Genomic DNA, 21,175 nt, shown 5'->3' with positions numbered 1-21,175 from the left:
GTTCTTGACTTATGCACTTTATGCTCCTAAAATTTTTATTTTCAGCTCTATCTATAATGTCAGTAGCGGTATTAAGTATATTTCAAGTAATATTGGTTGTTGTGTTAGTAATTTTAGTGCTCTTGCAGCCGCCTGGGAGTAGTTCGTTAAGTGGTTTTAGTAATACACAACAGGGAGTCAATTCGATGATTCCGGTAAAATCTTCTGAAAACCCGCTCAGCAGAATAACGGCTATTGTTGCTGGATTGTTTATTATAAACACATTGCTATTGTCAGGATTATATTCAAAAGACGTACATAAAAAATCGATTGCAGAGAAAATTATATTAGAAAAAAAGCAAGAAAGTGAACCTACTTCTGTTCCATTTGAAAATTAATGAAGGAAGCTAAATTTATCTTTGTCACAGGTGGAGTTGTGTCATCGCTTGGTAAAGGCTTAGTTGCTTCAAGCGTTGGTGCGCTTCTTCAAGCTTACGGTTTTAAGATCCGTATCAGAAAACTTGACCCGTATCTCAACATTGATCCTGGGACAATGAACCCAACTCAGCACGGAGAGGTGTTTGTTACCGAGGATGGTGCTGAAACTGATTTGGATCTTGGGCATTATGAGCGTTTTACTGGAATTAAAGCAACAAAAGATGACAATATAACAACTGGTAAGATATATCATGAGTTGTTGAAGAAAGAGAGGCGTGGTGATTATCTGGGCAAAACTGTGCAAGTCATTCCTCATGTGACAGATTTAATCAAATCGTTCATTTTTAATGGTACGGAAGGTTTAGATTTTGTAATATGTGAAATAGGCGGAACTGTAGGTGACATTGAAAGCCAACCATTTTTGGAGGCTATACGCCAAGCTAACTACACATTAGGAAAACAAAGAGTTATCCTTATTCACTTAACTTTAATACCATATCTTACCGCAGCGCAAGAATTAAAGACAAAACCAACGCAGCATTCAGTTCGAGAGTTAAATTCCGCGGGGTTACAACCAGATATTATATTATGCCGCAGTGAGAAAGAAATTTTCGATAATCAGAGAGAGAAAATAGCTAAGCTTTGCAATGTTTCTTTGTCCAATGTGATACCTGCTCCTGATGTGAGTCATATATATGAGTTACCGGTGTTGTATAGCCAATGTGGGCTTGATACGCAAATTTTGGAGCACTTTCATTTAAGTGAGCCAAAACCAAGCTTGATTGAATGGGATCAAATAGTGCATTCCATAAGGCACCCAACACAGGAAGTTACTGTGTCTATAGTGGGAAAATACACCGAATTCCCTGATGCGTATAAATCACTAGTTGAAGCATTAAATCATGGTGCGATTAGTAATAAAGTCAAAGTAAAGATAAATTGGGTTAACTCAAGAGAGAAGGAAGAAAAACCTATAAATGAAAAGCTTATAGGGGAGAAGTTACAGAATTCTCATGCAATTCTTGTCCCAGGGGGGTTTGGTGATGACGGAGTAGAGGGTAAAATATTAGCAATAAATTATGCCCGTACAAATAATATCCCATTTTTCGGAATTTGCCTTGGTATGCAGCTTGCAATTATTGAGTTTGCTCGTAATGTTGTTAAGCTTGAAGATGCACACTCTGAAGAATTTCATAACTGTAAACATCCAATCGTTAAGTTAGCTGGCGATCAAGATGACGATCTTGGTGGAACCATGAGACTTGGGGCATACAAATGTAATATAAATGCAAGCTCTAAAATGATGGATGCATATAGTAACACTACTATTTCAGAGAGACACAGGCATAGATACATAATCAATTCAGATTATAAAGATGATTTGGAAAAAAATGGGCTTCTATGCAGTGGCATATCAGAAGATGGAACGTGCATAGAGGCAGTGGAGTTAGAGAGTCATCCGTGGTTTATTGGTGTGCAGTTTCATCCAGAGTTTCAATCAAAGCCGTTTTCTCCTCATCCTCTTTTTATATCGTTTATTAAGGCAGCAGTTAATAAAATTTAAAAAAAGAAGATTAGCAAAGGAAAGTGTTCAAGTATCAATATATGGAGCTTGCCATAGAGCAAGCCAAACTTGCTCAGAAAGATGATGAGGTTCCCATAGGTGCCGTAATAGTTAGTGGAAGCAATGTCGTTTCTTCTGCACACAACATATCCAATGATCCAACTGCACATGCAGAGATGTTAGCGATCAAGCAGGCATGTGAGTTGCTCTCAACTTCAACGCTTTATGATTCTGACATATACGTAACATTAGAACCATGTCCGATGTGTGCTCAAGCTATTTCCTTTGCTAGAATTAAACGATTGTACTTTGGAGCTTATAATCCAAAAGGTGGAGGAATTGAAAATGGTGCTAAGATATTTCAATTTTGCAGCCATATACCTGAAGTTTATGGTGGGATATTAGAAACAGAATGCTCTTTTTTGTTAAAGGATTTTTTTGAAAGACTGAGAGACATTTGACAAACCGTCATGCTACTTGTTTTCCGATACAAATTCGTCATCCCGCTACGTGTTAGCGGGATCTATGCTAGGAGATACCGTGACGGTATGACGGTTAAGTAATTCGTCATTCCAGCGCGTGACGCACAACTATACAAACATTGTCCCACCAGCAGGGTGTCATGCAAGTAGCTGACACATAGCTGTACGAACATTCATTTTTGAAGGTAAATTGCACAGCAAATGGTGTCATCCCAGTGCCCAGACACTGGGATCCAGTAAATTTATTTCCTATATATGAAAAGTTATTATGTTTATATACAGACACATCAGAAATGGAAAGATTTATATGATGAAATTACATGATAAAGGCTGGATCCCAGTGCCCAGACACTGGGATCCAGGAATTTTATTAAGTTGGTAAGCATAAAAATAGATGTTTTACGTTAAAATACAACATTTTCGATGAGATTATATGGAAAACTGGATCCCAGTGTCAAGCACTGGGATGACAAAAAAAGGAGCACTGGCATGACACCTCTCTTGGGCTCTTTTAGCTACAAACGTTAAGAAATTTACCAAACGAAAAAAAAGGCAAAAGAAGCCCTAGTCATTGTCTATTTTCAGTATTGGCGTTTTTTAAGTCTTAAACACCGCAATTTAGCTGCTTTTAAATGCAACTCACCTTAGTTTAAATGTTTAAGAAATTTACTAAGCAGAAAAAAAGGCAAAAGAAACCCCGTGTTAGCTAGTTGTCACTCTCTAATCCTGCAAATTGGCGTACTATACTGTCTTAAACAACTTATAAGCGCGTTTCAGCTTATATAGGTAAAAACCTAGAAATATTGTGAAGACATAAGGTGCACATAGTGCAAAAAATTAAAAATAAGACGCCAACTACGTTGTTTTCTTGCTGTTTAATCTGCACAGATGAAGATAACTGAATACCTTCAGTTTCATGATAAGGGGGCTGGCGGAGGGTGTCAAGCAAGTTTTTGTTTCTATTCTCTTCTATTTGCCATATTTTGAAAAAACGTTTTATTTTACTCCAAAAACGTCTTAACTTTCTCTCTACTTTTTTTGAATAAGGTCACTATTGGCATGACAAACATTCATCGTAGTCAATATCTGTTTTGTGTTGCAATATTTCACTTTTTTTGAATATGTCATGCGAAACCTTGTCAGCTCTCTGCATTGATTGTGATCTGCAGTAATATAAGCTCTTCAATCCTTTTTTCCAGGCAAGCATGTGTATTTTATGCAAGTAACGTTTGTGTATGTTGGCAGGCAAGAACAGATTGACTGATTGAGACTGACAAACATACGGAGTTCTATCACTTGCATGTTCTATAATCCATCTTTGATCAAGCTCGTACGCTGTTTTAAATGTCAATTTTTCATGCTCACTAAGAAAATCTAAATGCTGAACGGAACCCTCGTTTGTCGAAATTGAAGACCATATTTTATCATTGTCTTGATTTTTTTCTGCTAATAGTTTTTGCAAGAATTTATTTCGCACTACAAATGAGCCTGTCAGTGTCTTTTGTATGAATACGTTTGCTGCATATGGCTCTATTCCAGGAGAGGTATTGCCTGCAATAATGGAGATTGAGGCAGTTGGAGCAATAGCGAGCTTGTGTGTAAACCTTTCCATTAGATCGACTTCTTTGGCATCAAGACATGCCCACTTTTCCTCTGCTAATTTTTTAGAAACTATATCTGCTTGCTCACGTAAATACTTAAATATTTTTTTATTCCATTGTTGTGCTATTACTGATTCAAAAGGAACCATTTTGCTTTGTAAAAATGAATGAAAACCCATCACACCAAGACCAATACTGCGTTCTCTGGCTGCAGAATATTTTGCTCGCTGCATTTCATTCGGTGCTTTATTTATGAAATCTTCCAATACATTATCAAGAAAGCGCATTATATCTTCTATGAAGAGTTTATTGTCTTTCCATTCTTCGTAGTACTCAAGGTTTACGGATGATAGACAACACACAGCAGTGCGTGACTTATTCAGGTGATCATAACCTGTAGTTAAAGTTATTTCACTGCATAGATTTGACATCTTGATGTCTAAGTTGAGCTTTTTGTAAGATTCTGGCTTATTGTTATTTGTTGCATCAAGGAAAATAATGTAAGGTTCTCCAGTTTCAACTCTTGCTGTTAATATTTTGATCCATATATCCCGCGCTTTTACAGTTGAAATAACCTTATTGTTGTGAGGGCTTATTAAATTCCATTCTTGATCATTCTCAACAGCCTGCATAAATTTATCTGTTACTATTACAGCATGATGTATATTTAACGCTTTGCGATTTGGGTCACCGCCTGTTGGCTTGCGCAAATCCAGAAACTCTTCTATCTCCGGATGAGATACAGGAAGATAGACTGCTGAACTTCCTCGCCTTAAGGATCCCTGACTAATTGCGAGCGTTAGAGCATTTTGCACCACAATAAATGGTACAATTCCTGATGTTTTACCACTACCTTTTACACTTTCACCGATTGAACGTAAATTTCCCCAATAACTACCTATGCCTCCTCCACGTGCAGCAAGCCAAACATTTTCATTCCATAAGTCAACTATTCCCTGCAAGCTGTCTTCGGTTTCATTAAGAAAGCAAGAGATAGGCAACCCTCTCTTGGTGCCACCATTGCTGAGTATTGGTGTTGAAGGCATGAACCACAAGTTGCTCATGTAGTCATAAAGACGCTGCGCATGTTCTTTGTTATCAGAATAGTAATTAGCAATACGTGCAAAGAGGTCTTGGTAACTTTCATTTTCTATTAAATACCTGTCTGATAGAACTGCTTTTCCAAAATCGGTTAATTTGCTATCCTTTGCGTAATTAATAGTAATGTTATTCATAAAATTCCTTTTATTCTTTTATTATATATAGATACTTAAAAGCCACTTTGAGCGATTTTTAAGTTAGGTTTTTCGGATTTTCTTGTTGATGCTGTAATGCAAACAAGATACCGTCAACCTGACTGCCATATATTTTACAGTAACTCATATAACTTATCTGCATATTTATTTTTTTTGCAACATGTTGAACATAACTTTCTGAGTGACGAAAATAGTCTCCTTTGTTTACAAAGTCAATACCTTCACCTTCCTTTCTTCTTATTAAACATATAATAACCCCTTTTTTGCTCGTAGATCTTTTTGCTAATTCCAATTCTTCTTGAAAGTCATGTAGATAATGTAGCACTTCAGCAAAGATAATTACATCATACTGCTGGTTTTTCTTTTGTTTAAGAAACTCTTTCATTTCCATATGTATTAATTCATTGTAAACAGGCTTACCTTTTATAAAGCATCCTCTTGCGATATTTAGCATTCTACTTGAAATGTCAATTCCTGTTATGTGGCTTCCAGTACTATTTATTTTCAAGAAATGACCACATATTCCAGTCCCACAACCAAGGTCAAGTATATTGAGCTCAGAAGTGGAGTTGTTGAAGATTTTTGTAATTATCATGTGTACAAGTTCATGCCCTCTATACTGTTTAGCAATCAACCAATGCTCAACAAAATATTCACCTGTGTAATCAAAATATTGTCTTATGAGGTTTTTTGGCAATTCTGTAATAGGCGCTGAGTTTGTCATTTTTTTTATATAGTAAGATGCCTCCTCGTGATCACTATCTAATTTTAGTGTCTGTGTTAAATAATTATAAGCTTTATTAGTATTCCCTACCGCAAAATGACACCTTCCGATGTTATACCAGACTATGGGTAAATGGGGGTAAAATATGCTAATTAACCAAAATCGTAACTTTGCATCTGATATGCTACCTTTATAAAAGTGATATAAACCGATTTCAATGTTGGTATTTAACAGGTTCTTAGATTTTTTAAGAAGCACTGTCATTTCTTTATGAAGAGTATTATATTTATTCACAATGAAGTGTTTTACTTTCTTAATATTTAATACACCAATGAGCTTAGACATACAATTTAAAGCAACGTTTTTTATAAAAGAGAGATTACTTTTCATACATGAGAAATACTCCGAATGTTCATTATCATTTTTAGGCAATTGATTTTAACACATTTTATCTTACAAAATATCTTTTTTATTAATTTTTACTGTATATATAAGTTTACCGCATATTTCTCAGATTGTACTGTTTAGGATTGCTAGTATATTGTTGTTGATAATATAAGTAAATGTTTTGTGCAAAAAGGCGTTGACATATTATTTATTAGGTTATAATATATAAAAGATTAATTTAGTTTTTAGATGTTTGACAAGTTTTATGGTAGAGATTAATTTAATCTCAATTCAATTTTAATAATATTTAACTCTGCATATTCTGCATATAGTCGGATAAATAAATTATTAAGAGCACTTGATGGATGCCTTGGCGTTAAGAGGCGATGAAGGACGTGGCAGGCTGCGATAAGCTGTGGGGAATTGTCAACAAATTTTGATCCGCAGATTTCCGAATGGGGAAACCCAACTAGCTTAGCTAGTTATTACATACTAAGTATGTAAGGCAAACTTGGTGAACTGAAATATCTAAGTAGCCAAAGGAAAAGAAATCAACCGAGATTCTGTTAGTAGTGACGAGCGAAAGCGGAAAAGGCTAGTGATTTAAGAATAAGAATTAGAATACTCTGGAAATAGTAACCATAGAAGGTGATAGTCCTGTATAAGTAGAAAGTTTTTAAATCCTTGAGTAGAGCGGGGCACGTGAAATCCTGTTTGAATATGGGGGGACCATCCTCCAAGCCTAAATACTCCTTAACGACCGATAGTGAACAAGTACCGTGAGGGAAAGGTGAAAAGAACCCCGGGAGGGGAGTGAAATAGAATCTGAAATCAAGTGCTTACAAACAGTTGGAGCTCTATATCAATTTATTGATATTTAGAGTGACAGCGTACCTTTTGCATAATGGGTCAGCGAGTTAATCTATGAAGCAAGCTTAAGCCGTTAGGTGTAGGCGTAGCGAAAGCAAGTCTGAATAGGGCGTTTTAGTTTTATGGATTAGACCCGAAACCAAGTGATCTAGTCATGACCAGATTGAAGGTGTGGTAAAACACACTGGAGGATCGAACCAGTTAATGTTGCAACATTATTGGATGAGTTGTGATTAGGGGTGAAAGGCCAATCAAACTTGGAAATAGCTGGTTCTCCGCGAAATCTATTTAGGTAGAGCGTTGTATGTATGTTGTTGGGGGTAGAGCACTGGATAGACTAGGGGGATTCACCGTCTTACCAAATCTAACTAAACTCCGAATACCAACAATTAATTATACAGCAGGCACACTATGGGTGCTAAGTCCGTGGTGGAAAGGGAAACAACCCAGATCACTATCTAAGGTCCCAAAATTACAGCTAAGTGGGGAAGGAAGTAGAAAAACCATTACAGCTAGGAGGTTGGCTTGGAAGCAGCCATCCTTTAAAGAAAGCGTAACAGCTCACTTGTCTAAATAAGTTTTTCTGCGCCGAAAATGTACCGGGGCTAAAGCTGTATACCGAAGATGTGAGTGCTTGTTGATTTCGATCAATAGGCGCGGTAGCGGAGCGTTCCGTAAGTCTGTGAAGGTGGTTTGTGAAAACTGCTGGAGATATCGGAAGTGAGAATGCTGACATAAGTAGCGTAAAAGAGTGTGAAAAACACTCTCACCAAAAATCTAAGGGTTCCTACGTTAAGTTAATCTGCGTAGGGTTAGTCGGTTCCTAAGGCGAGTCCGTAAAGGAGTAGTCGATGGCAATTAGGTTAATATTCCTAAACCTCTTAAGTGTGACGGGTTTCGTATTTGTATAGATCTTATTGGATTGATCTATGCTTAAAAGAAGCTCCAGGAAATAGCACTTATATTTATGAGGCCGTACCGCAAACCGACACTGGTGGATGAGTAGAGTATACTAAGGTGTTGAAAGAATGATGTTGAAGGAACTCGGCAAATTATACCTGTAACTTCGGAAGAAGGGTAACCTGCTTTTAGGCAACTATGAGCAGGTGGCACAAAATAGGGAGTAGCGACTGTTTACTAAAAACACAGGACTCTGCAAACACGTAAGTGGAAGTATAGGGTCTGACGCCTGCCCGGTGCTGGAAGGTTAATAGGAGGGGTGCAAGCTCTAAATTGAAGCCCCAGTAAACGGCGGCCGTAACACTGACGGTCCTAAGGTAGCGAAATTCCTTGTCGGGTAAGTTCCGACCCGCACGAATGGCGTAACGATTTCTCCACTGTCTCCAACATCACTTCAGCGAAATTGAATTCCCCGTGCAGATGCGGGGTACCCGCGGTTAGACGAAGAGACCCCGTGCACCTTTACTATAGCTTTACATTGCTATTAAAAGTGTGATGTGCAGGATAGGTGGGAGACTTTGAAGTTATGGCGCTAGCTATAATGGAGTCAACCTTGAGATACCACCCTTTACACTTTTGATATCTAACTATGTTTCATTATCTGGAACTAGGACATTGTATGGTGGGTAGTTTGACTGGGGCGGTCGCCTCCTAAAAAGTAACGGAGGCGTGCGAAGGTAAGCTAGAGCTGGTCGGAAATCAGCTTGATAGTATAATGGCATAAGCTTGCCTGACTGCGAGGCTGACAAGCCAAGCAGAGACGAAAGTCGGTCATAGTGATCCGGTGATTCTGTATGGAAGGGTCATCGCTTAACGGATAAAAGGTACGCCGGGGATAACAGGCTGATGGTGTTCGAGCGTTCATAGCGACGACACCGTTTGGCACCTCGATGTCGACTCATCACATCCTGGGGCTGAAGAAGGTCCCAAGGGTTCGGCTGTTCGCCGATTAAAGTGATACGTGAGTTGGGTTTAGAACGTCGTGAGACAGTTCGGTTTCTATCTGCCGTGGGTGAAGGAAATTTGAGAAGGTCTGACTCTAGTACGAGAGGACCGAGATGGATATACCTCTGGTGTACCAGCTGTTATGCCAATAGCATCGCTGGGTGGCTATGTATAGATGGGATAATTGCTGAAAGCATATAAGCAAGAAACCCTCTTCAAAAAGATTTCCCAATTAAGGCCGTGGAAGACTACCACGTTGATAGGCTAGGTGTGGAAGCATGGTAACATGTGAAGCTAACTAGTACTAATAGCCTGATTGATTTATTTGTTTTCTATATGTGTGTATGCAGTGTTAAATATTAAGTTAAAATTGTTAAGTTAGAAATTTTTATTGACTTGGTGGCTATAGCAAAAATGAACCACCCGATCTCATCTCGAACTCGGAAGTGAAACTTTTTAGCGCTGATGGTACTTGAAAAGGGAGAGTAGGTCGCCGCCAAGTTTATAAAAATTTCTTTTTATCGCCTTTTAATAATTCTTTTATTACGAGAAGTCGCTTCTATATTCAAATCTAATAATTGTGGTCTAGGCTTATTCTTATTCTGCTCTAAGTATTGACTTTGCTCAAATGCTAATTCCCATTGTGTACGATAACTAGATTTTTTATATTCATAAAAATCTTCTTTAACATTATTTGTATTTATATTGAGATTTTTATCTTGTTCTTTTCTACTCTCTACCATTAAACACCCACACCCGTTAATTTATTTTAAAAATTTTACTTATGTTATCATAAAAAATATAGTTGTAAATACCTTAATTGAGATTTTTTTTTATTTTATCTTTTTTAAGCAAATAGTTAGATCTTTTTGTAAGTTTTTATAATTTGCTTGCATAATGTTTCTATGAGTTAGTATTATGTAGTAGTGCCCTATATTGCTTATATTTAAAATGCTAATTTTAGCAAGCATTCGTAATTGCCTTTTTATTTTATTTCTTTTTGCTGCTTTTCCGGCTTTTTTACTGATAGCCAGACCTACTCTAATAGTATGAGTGTACTTTTCAGGTTCTCTTTCTTTTATGGCGTACAGTGATATATAAAGCCCACGATAAAAAAGACTGCTGAGTGCTAACTTATTTTTGAAAGCAAAGGAAAAATCTTTTTTTTTATACTTACTATGCGCATAATTTGTTACACCCTAATGAACGGCGCCTATTAAGGATTTTTCTTCCAGCTCTTGTTGCCATACGTGAACGAAATCCATGTCTGCGCTTTCTTATCAAATTTTTTGGTTGAAATGTTCTCTTCATTGTTTTTATATTAATATAATTATTTATTTTAAATTGTTTTACTTTATTGTCAAATGATGGTGAACTTGTATGACATTTTCGTAGAATAAAATTTGATGCATGGGAAAATGAATTCGGTGATAGTCATACCTGTCCTACTAATCCTTTTATTTTGTTTTAGTAGGTTTCAAGAAGTAAATAAGGTTAAATCTTATCTATATCTTAGTTGTGTATGGATGCTAACTTGGTTGTTAGTACTCTATAATAATTGTTTTGTAACTTTTATTTCTATAGCGTTACTTTTTTTCATGCTTGCTTTTATCTTTAAAAATAAAAGAAATAAGATAATAAAACTTTCGTTATTTGTGGCTTTGGCCATATCATTTTTTATCACTTTATTTATAATGCTATCTATTTTTATTCAATCCATTAATTTTTTTAATAAAGTAGCTATTTCAGAATTCTTGTTTTGCTTGAAATGGGGCCACAATGTAGTCACTGTCAATGAAGAGAAGATAGGATATTTTGGTATAGCGCCGCTTTTAGTAGGTACATTACTTATAACTATTATAGCAATGTTAGTTGTCGTTCCGCTTGGTTTATTTTCTGCAATATATATTAGTGAATATGCGAGTGAGAAAGTGCGTTATATTGTTAATACAACTTTGCAAGTTTTATCTGCTATTCCTACGGTTGTATATGGATATTTTGCGGTTGTGTTCTTGTCTTTCTTTATAAAGCAGGTAGCAAATTTTTTTGGTTTAAGTATACACTCAGAAAGTGCCTTAGTTGCCGGTTTATCGATTGGGATAATGATTCTTCCTTTTATTATTTCTTTACTCGAAGATGCCATAAGATCTGTTCCAAAAAGCTTGCGTTATGGCTTCATGGCACTTGGCGCAACTCCAGCGGAAACTATATGGCATATAACAATACCTTATGCAATGCCTACAATTTTAAGTGCAATTTTATTGTCAATTTCAAGAGTGATAGGTGAAACAATGATTGTGCTAATGGCTGTGGGAATCAACGCAAATTTGACTTTTAACCCTCTTAATTCAGTTACTACCATTACCGTGCAGATCGCTACATTACTTACCGGAGATCAGGATTTCAATAGTGTACAAACTCTTGCTGCTTATGCGCTTAGTTTAGTATTGTTTATTATTACTTGGCTATTAAATGCATTTGCATTGTTTGTAATGAAGCGTAACTAGTAAGCGTTTTAATGTTGCAAAATTTCTATTAATAATATAAGATTTATTTTCTTTAGAAGTTCTTTTATGGAATTATAGTGTTGGGTGATAAAAATAAAGAGATGAATATAGGTAGAGCGATTAAGGTAACTCAAGCAGTTGTTGATATAAAATTTGAAGGTGAATTGCCTAAAATATTTAATGCTTTAAAAAGCAAACTAAAATATAAGGATAAGGAGCTGGTTTTAGAAGTTTCGCAGCATATAGGTGACAATATAGTTCGTTGTATTGCTATGGATAGCACAGATGGCATGTCAAGGGGGGATGAATTTGTTGATACAGGCGCACCAATATCAGTTCTGGTTGGGCGTTCAACTTTAGGAAGGATTTTTAATGTTGTTGGAGAGCTTATAGATGAGTGTGGTCCACTGAAGGGAAAATATAACTTAGAGCCTATACATAGAGCACCTCCAAGTTTTACTGAACAGAGAATACAGGAAGAAGTTTTAGTTACGGGAATAAAAGTTATAGATCTTCTTGCACCTTATCTTAAAGGAGGAAAAATTGGCTTATTTGGTGGAGCCGGTGTTGGTAAAACAGTCCTGATAATGGAATTAATTAATAATATAGCAAAAGCTCATAAAGGATTTTCTGTGTTTGCCGGGGTAGGGGAGAGAACGCGTGAAGGTAACGATCTTTATCACGAGATGATCACTTCAAATGTAATAAATATAAATGAGCATGAAAAATCTCAAGCTGTTTTGGTTTATGGTCAGATGAATGAGCCTCCTGGAGCAAGGGCTAGAGTTGCTTTAACAGCACTTACTATGGCAGAGTATTTTCGTGACCGTGAAAACCAAGATGTTCTATTTTTCGTGGATAATATCTTCCGTTTTACACAAGCTGGTTCTGAAATTTCTGCTTTACTTGGAAGAATACCGTCAGCTGTTGGTTATCAGCCAACCCTTGCAACTGATATGGGTGCAATGCAAGAAAGAATAGCTTCAACAACTTCTGGCTCTATTACTTCTGTGCAAGCTATATATGTTCCTGCGGACGATTTAACTGATCCAGCCCCAGCAACTACATTCTCTCATCTTGATGCCACCACAGTGTTGTCAAGGCAAATAGCTGAAATGGGAATATACCCTGCTGTTGATCCACTTGATTCAACTTCTCAGTCTTTATCTGCTGAAATCATTGGTGAAGAACGTTATAAGGTAGCTTCTGAGGTGAAACGTATATTGCAAACTTATAAATCACTGCAAGATATTATCGCAATACTTGGTATGGATGAGCTATCTGATGAAGATAAAATTATTGTTGATAGGGCTCGTAAGATTCAGAAATTTCTTTCTCAACCTTTTCACGTTGCAGAAATATTTACTGGTATGCCTGGTAAATTTGTTTCACTTTCTGATACTGTTTCCAGTTTTAAAGAGATTGTTGAAGGTAAATATGATCACTTACCAGAGGCTGCTTTTTATATGGTGGGGAATATAGATGAAGCAATAAAAAAGGCTGAATTAATACAAGCTGAAGCTAAATAAAAGTTAAAGATTATGAATACTTTTAAAGTGCAATTTTTCTCTCCTGATGATCAAATTTCATTCAGTGGAGTGGTTTCTCTTTCAGTAACTGGGCTCGAAGGGGAGCTTATGATTTTAGCTCACCATGCTCCTTACTTAATTTATTTATTGCCTGGTATGATTACTGTTAAAATGAGTAACCAAACAGAAAAGAAGGTTGTAATTGATAGTGGCGTATTAGAAGTTGCAAATAATAATTGTAGCATTATAACAAGTCAAATTCAGGTTTTTGATCATGCAATTCATGATGAGAAATCGTTTAAAAATAAGAGAATTAGTATATATTTAAGTTATCTTGATGAGAAATTTCTTTCTTAGTTATTTTAGGCAAAAAGTCGGTTATCACTTTCTTGTCATCCAAGTAGCCCAACTTTTGTCATCCAAGTGCTTTTTTTTCTGTCATTCAGTATTCTCTTCCCTGTCATCCCAGTATTCATCTTTGTCATCCCAGTGCGTGACACTGGGATCTAGGTGTAAAAATATTTGTAAATTATGCAATGGGTAATAGATTCTAGGAGCATATAATGTTCATAATAAAAAAAGATGGATCCCAGTGTCAGCTACTTGGATGACAAAGGAGGGCGTTTGGATGACAAGATTTTGCAAGGGTATTTTTTTTATGGGAGATTAATATGGAAATTTTTCTTGATAGCGTTGATTTAAATGAAATTAAAGAACTAAAGGAGTTCATTGACGGCATAACAACTAATCCTTCTTTAATAGCAAAGTCCGGGCGTAAAGATAAATACGAGGATTTAGTGCGTGAAATATGCTCTATTATCAAGGGGCCTGTTAGTGTTGAAGTTGTTGCAAATAACCATGCAGATATGGTTAAAGAAGGCCTTAAGTTAGCGAAAATCGCTGATAATGTTGTGGTAAAATTGCCCCTTACATATGAAGGATTAATTTCTTGTAAAAAGTTGTGGACAGAGCATAAAATACCTGTTAACATCACATTATGTTTTTCTCCTGGACAAGCACTGCTTGCCGCTAAGGCCGGTGCTTGTTTTATTTCTCCCTTTGTTGGTCGCCTTGATGATATAAGCTATGATGGCTTATCGCTAATAGAAGATATATGTACTATATATTCTAATTACGGTTTTGATACTAAAGTTCTTGTTGCATCAGTGAGAAGCCCAGCACATGTAATAGAAGCTGCAAGGCTTGGTGCTGATTCAATTACTGTGCCAGCAAAAGTACTTAGACAATTAATTAATCACCCACTTACTGACCAAGGGCTAGCAATATTTGAAAAAGACTGGGGTGCAAAATAATAAACGGTCACTACTCTGAATCGGTTGACAAATTGGACGCTTGATAAGCGTAATTTGGAGCTTCTTGTGTAATGACTACATCATGAGCATGACTCTCTCTTAATCCTGATGCAGTAATAGTAACAAATTTACAATTTTTTTTCATCTCTTCTATATTCCTATTACCAGTATACCCCATTGCAGCTTGCAATCCGCCAATCAACTGATGGATTACTCCTGAAGCTGGACCTTTGAATGGAACTCTTCCTTCCACTCCTTGTGGAACTAATTTTAGTTTTGAATCTTTATCTTGAAAATAACGGCTAGCTGAACCTCGTTTCATTGCACTAATAGATCCCATTCCTCGATAGCCTTTATATGCTCTGCCCTTATACATGATAATCTCACCTGGGCTTTCGTCAGTGCCAGCAAAAATCGAACCAATCATCACAGAGTCAGCACCAGCTGCAATAGCTTTTGCAACATCTCCTGAGTATTTTACCCCACCATCAGCAATTAGTCTGACGTTTCTTGCTCTACACGTCTCTGCAACATTCTTGATTGCAGAGAATTGTGGCACACCAACACCTGTAACTATTCTGGTTGTACAGATTGATCCTGGTCCTATTCCGACCTTCACTGCATCAACACCCGCATCAATCAACGCTTCAGCAGCCTCCTTTGTTGCAATGTTTCCGCCAATTAATTGCGTATTAGGATACATCTTTTTTATTTCCCTAATGGTATTGATAACGTTTTCGGAATGACCGTGAGCAGTATCCACAACAACTACATCAACTTCTTCTCCGATCAAAGCTTCACATCTTTCTATACCATCTTTTTTACCAGTGCCAATTGCAGCGGCAACTCTGAGCCGCCCTTTACTGTCTTTACATGAATTTGGGTATCTATTGTATTTTTCAATGTCTTTAACCGTAATTAAACCTATACAACAAGAATTTTCATCTACGACCAAAAGCTTTTCTATTCTATTTTCATGCAACAATTTCATTGCTGAGGCACTATTCACTCCCTGCTCCCGCACTGTCACTAACTTATCTTTTGTCATCACTTCGGAAACTTTTACATTCATGTTCTGGTCTTCAATAAACCTCACATCTCGGTTAGTTAAAATTCCAACTAACTTGAGTTGATCGACTACAGGAATGCCAGAATAATTGTGCTCTCTCATTAATGAAATTGCTTCCGCAACTGTTTTATCCGGTGAAATCGTAATTGGGTTATACACGATCCAACTTTCATATTTTTTCACCCTTCTTACTTCTAAAACTTGTTCATCTATTGATAAATTCTTATGTATGCAACCTATCCCTCCATGTTGGGCAATAGCTATTGCAAAGCCCGATTCAGTAACAGTATCCATTGCAGAGGATATGAGAGGGATATTTAGTTCTATATTATTTGTTAAATAAGTTTTTGTATCTGCATCGCAAGGCAATATATTAGAATAGGCTGGCAAAAGAAGTATATCGTCAAACGAATAACAAGCTTCCATTTTTTTCATAGGCTTTATTTAAAGCTTATACGCCAATTAATTAAATTGCAATAGGGCTTTTGCAAAATAAGCATTCTACATTATTTGCCAGCAAACAAAACTGCTCAATAGTTAAGTTTTCTGGACGTTCGTTTCCACTCAATTTAGCGTTTTCAAGGACAGTTTCAGCGTGGTTCGTTATATTTTGCAAGCTATTTCTCAGCATCTTTCTTCTTTGAGCAAAAACGGCACGTGTTAATCTTGTTAAGGTTTCCAAATTTACTGCAAACTTTGGGGTAGGCAAAGGATTTACTGTAATTACTGAAGAATGTATTTTTGGTCTTGGAAAAAACTCTTTAGGTTCAATATCAAATTCCTTTTTTATATCACATAGTAACTGGCTTAGCACTGATAAGGAACCATAATCTTTAGAATTGGGTCTTGCCGTAATGCGATCTGCTACCTCTTTTTGAAACATTAATGTCAAGTTCGTAAAAAATTTTATATTATTTAACCACTTTAAAAATAACACTACCGAGATATTGTAAGGCAAGTTAGCAATAACTTTGACTGGGCGCTCTATCAGCTCTTCTTCTATAACATGCAGTGCATCCGCTTCTATAATTCTATACTTTCCTTGATGCTCATTTAGCAGTTGGTCATGGTGTTTTACTAAATCTCTATCTTTTTCTATAGAAAGTAGAGACTTTGGATTATGCACCAATATTTCTCTTGTTAATGCACCATATCCAGGACCAATTTCAATGACATTAAAATTCTCTAGACTACCGGCTAAAGCGACGATTTTTTTTGTTATCTCACTCGATAAAATAAAATTTTGCCCTAGACTCTTTTTTGGCTTCAGTAAAAATTTTCTCATATTATTTTCATTATACAGTATTTTAAAAATCAGTTGACTAAAATCCATTGATAATTGTATATTATTAATGTGTTTAACGCCGGCTTAGCTCAATTGGTAGAGCAACTGACTTGTAATCAGTAGGTTGTCAGTTCAAGTCCGACAGCCGGCACTCTCGCCCATATAAGTAAAGTTGATGTCCTTTTTAATAGTAGCAAATTGGAAGATGAATGGAACACGGTCTTCATTTGTTGACTTTATAGGCAAACTTAGTAACAAGAACAATGAGATTACTTCTAGACTAGTGATTTGTCCACCATTTACTGCATTTTCAGACAGTATAGAGTTGAGCGATAATATTAATATAGGAGCACAGAATTGCCATTATAAAAAATCTGGTTCTTACACAGGTGAAATTAGCGCAGAAATGTTAAAGGAATTAGGGTGTACTTACGTAATACTTGGGCATTCTGAAAGGGCTAACGAAACAGATAGTGAAATAAAACTTAAGTCGGAAATAGCAATAGAATCAGGCTTGCACCCAATTATCTGTGTAGGTGAAAATTCAGAAGATTATAAGAATGAAAAAACAAAAGAAGTAATAGAATATCAATGCAAAAACCGTTTGCCAACACACGGTGAATATACCGTAGCATATGAGCCAATATGGGCAATAGGCACAGGTCATGTGCCAAATAATGATGCAATTGCTGAGGTGATAGAGGTAATAAAATTGTGTACTGGTAAAAAACACATTACATATGGTGGTTCAGTCAATTCAGAAAATATAGAAAATTTGTTAAATATTTCAAATTTATCAGGAGTTTTAATTGGCAGTGCAAGCTTAGATTTCGATCACTTTGATAAAATCATACAACAAGTTGAAAAAAAGTTTTCTCTTATCAATTCTAAAATCAGCAACTAAGAATCCTATAGCAAATGGCATCATTCCAGTGTCAAGCATATATCTGTACGAACATCTAGTAAAACGACATACTGACCTATAGCTAAAGTGACTTAGGTTTACCGATAATTTGAAAAACAAAAATTCGTCATTCCGCTACTTGTTAGCGGAGTCTATGCCAAGATACCGCGGCGGTATGACGTAGGAAAACCTTTCTTGGGTTAGCTATAGCTAAAGTAATCTAGAAAATTAACGATATTTTATTCCCCGGTGAACGCTCTATTTTGTTTTCCAACTCTAGTTCTAAAAGAGCCATTAGAGCTATGTTGGCAGAAAGTCCGCTTGCTAATATAAGTTCATCTATATCAACAGGTACAGAGTTAATATGATCAACTATAACAGATTTTGCCTGTTGTAATTTTTCTTGTTTTTGGTTAACAGAATGGTGCTCAACATCAAATAGGTTTTTTTGCTGCGGAGGTAAACTAAACCTAACACTTTCTATTATGTCATCAGCGGACTCGATAAGCTTAGCACCGTTTTTAATTAAATAATTACTACCACTACAGCGTGAATCTAAAGGGAAACCAGAAACTGCAAATACCTCTCTCCCTTGATTTAAAGCAAAATCTGCTGTTATTAGAGAGCCAGAACGTTTCGATGCTTCAATCACTACAACACCCAGCGATAGACCAGATATAATTCGATTCCTTTTGCAAGTCCAGAAACGATAACAAAACCAGCTTCGCTTAAATCAAGTGCTAGTTTACTGGCAAAATTTCTTCCATTCATCGAAGAGTTGCGCCCACCGATTATTGCAATTATCTCACGGCTTAATAATGATATATCACCAAGTGCAGTTATTATAGGAGGACAACTAGAGATATTTCTTAAAAGATCAGGGTAATCTGGGTCACATGCGGGTATAATTTTAGCTCCAATTCTTTCTGCATTATTGATTTCTTCTCGTGCATCTTGAATGCTATACACCTTATTATTAGCCACCCTATTGAGATATTTTAGCACCTCATCTAGCGATCCATGTGTTCTTAGTATACTAAAAAACTTTATTGGTCCTATAGTTCTAGCCAAGCTTAACCATACTTCTAATTCTTTGTTGTTCAATTTATTTATCTTCATAAAAGGCTTGAATTTCTTATCAATTTAGTGTACCCAAGATAATGCAAATATACAGTGTTTTATGACGCATTTTGTTACAGATAAATGCATAAAATGTAAATATACGGACTGTGTGGAAGTATGTCCCGTTGACTGCTTCTATGAAGGTAAAAACATGCTCGTGATTAACCCAGATGAATGTATTGATTGTGGAGTGTGTATACCTGAGTGTCCAGTAGATGCAATTGTAACTGATGATTCCATAAAAGGTATTTTAGAACTAGATGAAGAGTTACTGAACAGTGAACAAAAAATCTTCAAATCATTTTACAACATAAACATAGAATACTCACAAAAGTGGCCAAATATCACAGCTAAAAAGCAACCTCTCCATACTGCAGAAGAGTATAAGGAAAAAAAGGATAAAACAACTTATTTTGATGAAAATTTAGAGTAATACTGTTGAAGAGGAAGAAACTTCTTTTATATCTTATCCTGTTTGTCTTTGGTTATTGAAAATGGTCGTATTATTTAGGTTTTTAGTAATATTTAATATTAGATTAATAATAATCTACTTGGAAACAACGAAAAATTATGTTAAATATAGAATTAACGAATTATTATATAACTTTTAGTAGGATGACAGTATTATAAAATTTAGAGGCATCAAAATGGAAAATCACGCTAAAGAGAGTATAAAGCATAAAGTAGTATTACCAAACTCAAAAACAATCAATATTGAAGGAACAAACTTCAAGTATGAAATACATTACGATCAATTAGATGATATAGATGCTCCTATGTTGGAAAAATACGTTAATCATATTTTTCATGCCTACCAAGAGAGATATGGTTTAGATATCAACACAGATCATACTTTTAAAGGCTTTATATATAACAGCTTAACAGATTTGCATAATGCACGTTCAGGGCATAACGCAGGCGAGTATTTTTACAACTCCCCTTATAAAGGTAGGCCTATGACTTATGATTTGACATTAATTATTTACATTACTCTAAATAAGTATAATAAGGAAAAGCACGGTATTCCTTACCCAAAAGACACAATCGCATCTATACTAAATGTAGTAAAAGAATTAAAAGCTCTTAGATTAGACGATAATCAAGAAGGGCCAAAAAAAATAGAACCTTCAGGCCCAGAAGAAGAAAAAATCAAGCTAGATGAGGAAAAAAGTTACCAAGAAAAGGAAAAGATCAGTCCAGAAACAGTGTTGCCAGATTTGAATAACTCGGACAATAACCAAGAAGAGTCAAATACAGCGGAGAAACCTGAAACAACAATTAATCAAGAAGAGCCAAAAAGAATAGAACCTTCAGGCCCAGAAGAGGAAGGAAAAATCAAGCTAGATGAGGAAAAAATTGACCAAGAAGAAATCAGTCCAAAAACAGTGTTGCCACATTCAAAAACAATCAATATTGAGGGAACAAAATTTAAGTATGAAATACATTACGATCAATTAGATGATAAAGATCTTCTTATGATTGAAAAATACGCTAATCATATTTTTCATGCCTACCAAGAGAGATATGGTTTAGATATGAACACAGATCATACTGTTAAAGGTTTTATATATAACAACTTAACAGATTTTCGTAGTGCAACAAATCTGGGGGATGGAATAACAGTTCATGCAACCTCGAATAATCACCGCTACCCTCATAACAGTGGATCTGTAGCTCATCATGACTTGACAACAGCGATTTACTTTACTCTAAGTTTGTATAATAAGGAAAAGTACGGTATTCCTCCCAACGAAAACCGCTTTATAAGAAATGTAGCAGAAGAATTAAAAGCCATTGGATTAGACGATAATCAAGGAGAGTTAAATACAGAGCAGAAACCTGAAACAACAATTTATCAGGAGAAACAGGAAAAAGAATTAAAGGAATCTGATCAACAAGATGTTATAACAACTACTGATCACCCGCTAGATGATTATAATTATGACTATCACTTAATAGACTGGTGAGTAACGCTGCCAAAAATTAATCAGGAAAAACAGGAAGAAGAGTTAGAGGAATCTAATCAACAACACGATGTTATAACAATTATTGATCACCTGCCAGATGATTATAGTCATGAGAACCTGTTCATAATCTTTTGAGGATAGGTATACAGATTCCAAAATGAACGGTTCTCACAACCTTTAGTTTTTATTGCTGAAAATAATCATATTATCAAGTTTTTAACATTATTTAATACTAAGTTAATATTAATTCATTGATAAATTTTTAGCTATAGA

General features: G+C 35.9%; 17 protein-coding genes, 1 tRNA gene, 2 rRNA genes and 2 pseudogenes. 13 read left to right on the top strand and 9 right to left on the bottom strand.

All coding sequences use genetic code 11. The features are described from left to right. Nucleotides 1-56: 56 nt before the first annotated feature. From secG to ABWU75_RS02755, 3 genes are read left to right on the top strand one after another with little or no spacing between them, the layout of a single operon-like run. Nucleotides 57-377: a preprotein translocase subunit SecG gene (gene secG / locus ABWU75_RS02765; protein ID WP_264732556.1), complete on the top strand. Its 321-nt coding sequence runs from the start codon at nucleotides 57-59 to the stop codon at nucleotides 375-377. Continuing rightward, a complete protein-coding gene (locus ABWU75_RS02760; RefSeq protein ID WP_353287023.1) occupies nucleotides 377-1,981 on the top strand; it encodes a CTP synthase in 1,605 nt (534 codons plus the stop codon). The genes secG and ABWU75_RS02760 overlap by 1 nt, the downstream gene beginning before the upstream one ends. A gap of 41 nt (nucleotides 1,982-2,022) precedes the next feature. Next, on the top strand, nucleotides 2,023-2,442 hold the full coding sequence (locus ABWU75_RS02755) for a nucleoside deaminase (RefSeq protein ID WP_264732554.1): 420 nt from the start codon (nucleotides 2,023-2,025) through the stop codon (nucleotides 2,440-2,442). A 106-nt stretch (nucleotides 2,443-2,548) separates the two neighbouring features. Here the strand turns inward: ABWU75_RS02755 and ABWU75_RS02750 are convergent, their stop codons facing one another. The 3 genes from ABWU75_RS02750 to ABWU75_RS02740 form a co-directional block, all read right to left on the bottom strand. Beyond that, nucleotides 2,549-2,749 carry a hypothetical protein gene (locus tag ABWU75_RS02750; protein WP_264732445.1) on the bottom strand — a complete coding sequence of 67 codons (201 nt, stop codon included), beginning with the start codon at nucleotides 2,747-2,749 and terminating at the stop codon, nucleotides 2,549-2,551. 765 nt (nucleotides 2,750-3,514) lie between these two features. Further along, nucleotides 3,515-5,299, bottom strand: a complete 1,785-nt coding sequence (locus ABWU75_RS02745; protein WP_353287022.1) for a ribonucleoside-diphosphate reductase subunit alpha — start codon at nucleotides 5,297-5,299, stop codon at nucleotides 3,515-3,517. 58 nt (nucleotides 5,300-5,357) lie between these two features. Beyond that, on the bottom strand, nucleotides 5,358-6,434 hold the full coding sequence (locus tag ABWU75_RS02740; protein ID WP_264329070.1) for a methyltransferase domain-containing protein: 1,077 nt from the start codon (nucleotides 6,432-6,434) through the stop codon (nucleotides 5,358-5,360). A gap of 335 nt (nucleotides 6,435-6,769) precedes the next feature. Between ABWU75_RS02740 and ABWU75_RS02735 the strand changes: the two genes are divergently transcribed. Further along, nucleotides 6,770-9,535 (top strand): 23S ribosomal RNA (locus ABWU75_RS02735). Between the two features lie 66 nt (nucleotides 9,536-9,601). Continuing rightward, a 5S ribosomal RNA gene (gene rrf / locus ABWU75_RS02730) occupies nucleotides 9,602-9,708 on the top strand. Between the two features lie 16 nt (nucleotides 9,709-9,724). On the opposite strand, the gene ABWU75_RS02725 is transcribed toward rrf, so the two are convergent. The 3 genes and pseudogenes from ABWU75_RS02725 to rpmH all read right to left on the bottom strand — a co-directional run bounded on the left by ABWU75_RS02725 (nucleotide 9,725) and on the right by rpmH (nucleotide 10,517). Further along, entirely contained in the window at nucleotides 9,725-9,949 is a 225-nt protein-coding gene (locus tag ABWU75_RS02725) for a hypothetical protein (RefSeq protein WP_353287021.1), read from the bottom strand. Between the two features lie 90 nt (nucleotides 9,950-10,039). Continuing rightward, a pseudogene (gene rnpA, locus ABWU75_RS02720) lies at nucleotides 10,040-10,315 on the bottom strand (ribonuclease P protein component); the annotation flags it as partial. A gap of 67 nt (nucleotides 10,316-10,382) precedes the next feature. Beyond that, complete coding sequence (rpmH, locus tag ABWU75_RS02715; protein WP_006279898.1) at nucleotides 10,383-10,517, bottom strand: 50S ribosomal protein L34; 135 nt, start codon at nucleotides 10,515-10,517, stop codon at nucleotides 10,383-10,385. A 107-nt stretch (nucleotides 10,518-10,624) separates the two neighbouring features. Between rpmH and pstC the strand changes: the two genes are divergently transcribed. The 4 genes from pstC to fsa all read left to right on the top strand — a co-directional run bounded on the left by pstC (nucleotide 10,625) and on the right by fsa (nucleotide 14,555). Continuing rightward, nucleotides 10,625-11,713, top strand: coding sequence for a phosphate ABC transporter permease subunit PstC (pstC, locus tag ABWU75_RS02710; RefSeq protein WP_264688474.1), 1,089 nt, complete (start codon nucleotides 10,625-10,627; stop codon nucleotides 11,711-11,713). A 101-nt stretch (nucleotides 11,714-11,814) separates the two neighbouring features. Next, the gene (gene atpD / locus ABWU75_RS02705; protein ID WP_353287020.1) at nucleotides 11,815-13,242 is read left to right on the top strand and encodes a F0F1 ATP synthase subunit beta; all 1,428 of its coding nucleotides are present in this window, start codon (nucleotides 11,815-11,817) and stop codon (nucleotides 13,240-13,242) included. A 12-nt stretch (nucleotides 13,243-13,254) separates the two neighbouring features. Next, nucleotides 13,255-13,599, top strand: a complete 345-nt coding sequence (locus ABWU75_RS02700; RefSeq protein ID WP_264732108.1) for a F0F1 ATP synthase subunit epsilon — start codon at nucleotides 13,255-13,257, stop codon at nucleotides 13,597-13,599. Nucleotides 13,600-13,913: 314 nt separating this feature from the next. Further along, nucleotides 13,914-14,555 carry a fructose-6-phosphate aldolase gene (fsa, locus tag ABWU75_RS02690; RefSeq protein WP_253309151.1) on the top strand — a complete coding sequence of 214 codons (642 nt, stop codon included), beginning with the start codon at nucleotides 13,914-13,916 and terminating at the stop codon, nucleotides 14,553-14,555. 10 nt (nucleotides 14,556-14,565) lie between these two features. Here fsa and guaB read toward each other — a convergent pair whose 3' ends face one another. Then, nucleotides 14,566-16,059 (bottom strand): IMP dehydrogenase, encoded by a 1,494-nt coding sequence (gene guaB / locus ABWU75_RS02685; protein WP_253309150.1) that lies wholly within the window; start codon nucleotides 16,057-16,059, stop codon nucleotides 14,566-14,568. Nucleotides 16,060-16,090: 31 nt separating this feature from the next. After that, complete coding sequence (gene rsmA, locus ABWU75_RS02680; RefSeq protein ID WP_264732538.1) at nucleotides 16,091-16,909, bottom strand: 16S rRNA (adenine(1518)-N(6)/adenine(1519)-N(6))-dimethyltransferase RsmA; 819 nt, start codon at nucleotides 16,907-16,909, stop codon at nucleotides 16,091-16,093. 78 nt (nucleotides 16,910-16,987) lie between these two features. On the opposite strand from rsmA, the gene ABWU75_RS02675 reads away from it, so the two are divergent. Together ABWU75_RS02675 and ABWU75_RS02670 are read left to right on the top strand one after the other, a co-directional pair. After that, nucleotides 16,988-17,060, top strand: a tRNA-Thr gene (locus ABWU75_RS02675). 24 nt (nucleotides 17,061-17,084) lie between these two features. After that, nucleotides 17,085-17,813, top strand: coding sequence for a triosephosphate isomerase (locus ABWU75_RS02670; protein WP_264732110.1), 729 nt, complete (start codon nucleotides 17,085-17,087; stop codon nucleotides 17,811-17,813). Between the two features lie 220 nt (nucleotides 17,814-18,033). Here the strand turns inward: ABWU75_RS02670 and ABWU75_RS02665 are convergent. Further along, nucleotides 18,034-18,932, bottom strand: a pseudogene (locus ABWU75_RS02665) (DNA-processing protein DprA). Between the two features lie 61 nt (nucleotides 18,933-18,993). Here ABWU75_RS02665 and ABWU75_RS02660 point away from each other — a divergent pair. Beyond that, nucleotides 18,994-19,368, top strand: coding sequence for a ferredoxin family protein (locus tag ABWU75_RS02660; protein WP_264732113.1), 375 nt, complete (start codon nucleotides 18,994-18,996; stop codon nucleotides 19,366-19,368). A gap of 214 nt (nucleotides 19,369-19,582) precedes the next feature. Beyond that, nucleotides 19,583-20,902 (top strand): hypothetical protein, encoded by a 1,320-nt coding sequence (locus ABWU75_RS02655; RefSeq protein WP_353287019.1) that lies wholly within the window; start codon nucleotides 19,583-19,585, stop codon nucleotides 20,900-20,902. Nucleotides 20,903-21,175 lie beyond the last annotated feature (273 nt).

The sequence above is a fragment of the Wolbachia endosymbiont (group A) of Anthophora plumipes genome (genome assembly GCF_964028115.1).
Lineage (GTDB): Bacteria > Pseudomonadota > Alphaproteobacteria > Rickettsiales > Anaplasmataceae > Wolbachia.
Note: the sequence above shows the minus strand (reverse complement) of the source record. Positions and strands in the feature narration are given on the sequence as shown.

What these genes read in the sequence shown, in the direction of transcription:
- ABWU75_RS02755 (WP_264732554.1), top strand. Translation starts at nt 2,023, where the DNA reads ATGGAGCTTGCCATAGAGCAAGCCAAACTTGCTCAGAAAGATGATGAG.
- fsa (WP_253309151.1), top strand. Translation starts at nt 13,914, where the DNA reads ATGGAAATTTTTCTTGATAGCGTTGATTTAAATGAAATTAAAGAACTA.
- ABWU75_RS02670 (WP_264732110.1), top strand. Translation starts at nt 17,085, where the DNA reads ATGTCCTTTTTAATAGTAGCAAATTGGAAGATGAATGGAACACGGTCT.
- rpmH (WP_006279898.1), bottom strand. Translation starts at nt 10,517, where the DNA reads ATGAAGAGAACATTTCAACCAAAAAATTTGATAAGAAAGCGCAGACAT.
- atpD (WP_353287020.1), top strand. Translation starts at nt 11,815, where the DNA reads ATGAATATAGGTAGAGCGATTAAGGTAACTCAAGCAGTTGTTGATATA.
- ABWU75_RS02760 (WP_353287023.1), top strand. Translation starts at nt 377, where the DNA reads ATGAAGGAAGCTAAATTTATCTTTGTCACAGGTGGAGTTGTGTCATCG.
- guaB (WP_253309150.1), bottom strand. Translation starts at nt 16,059, where the DNA reads ATGAAAAAAATGGAAGCTTGTTATTCGTTTGACGATATACTTCTTTTG.
- ABWU75_RS02655 (WP_353287019.1), top strand. Translation starts at nt 19,583, where the DNA reads ATGGAAAATCACGCTAAAGAGAGTATAAAGCATAAAGTAGTATTACCA.
- ABWU75_RS02740 (WP_264329070.1), bottom strand. Translation starts at nt 6,434, where the DNA reads ATGAAAAGTAATCTCTCTTTTATAAAAAACGTTGCTTTAAATTGTATG.
- ABWU75_RS02745 (WP_353287022.1), bottom strand. Translation starts at nt 5,299, where the DNA reads ATGAATAACATTACTATTAATTACGCAAAGGATAGCAAATTAACCGAT.
- ABWU75_RS02725 (WP_353287021.1), bottom strand. Translation starts at nt 9,949, where the DNA reads ATGGTAGAGAGTAGAAAAGAACAAGATAAAAATCTCAATATAAATACA.
- pstC (WP_264688474.1), top strand. Translation starts at nt 10,625, where the DNA reads ATGAATTCGGTGATAGTCATACCTGTCCTACTAATCCTTTTATTTTGT.
- rsmA (WP_264732538.1), bottom strand. Translation starts at nt 16,909, where the DNA reads ATGAGAAAATTTTTACTGAAGCCAAAAAAGAGTCTAGGGCAAAATTTT.
- ABWU75_RS02660 (WP_264732113.1), top strand. Translation starts at nt 18,994, where the DNA reads ATGACGCATTTTGTTACAGATAAATGCATAAAATGTAAATATACGGAC.
- secG (WP_264732556.1), top strand. Translation starts at nt 57, where the DNA reads ATGTCAGTAGCGGTATTAAGTATATTTCAAGTAATATTGGTTGTTGTG.
- ABWU75_RS02700 (WP_264732108.1), top strand. Translation starts at nt 13,255, where the DNA reads ATGAATACTTTTAAAGTGCAATTTTTCTCTCCTGATGATCAAATTTCA.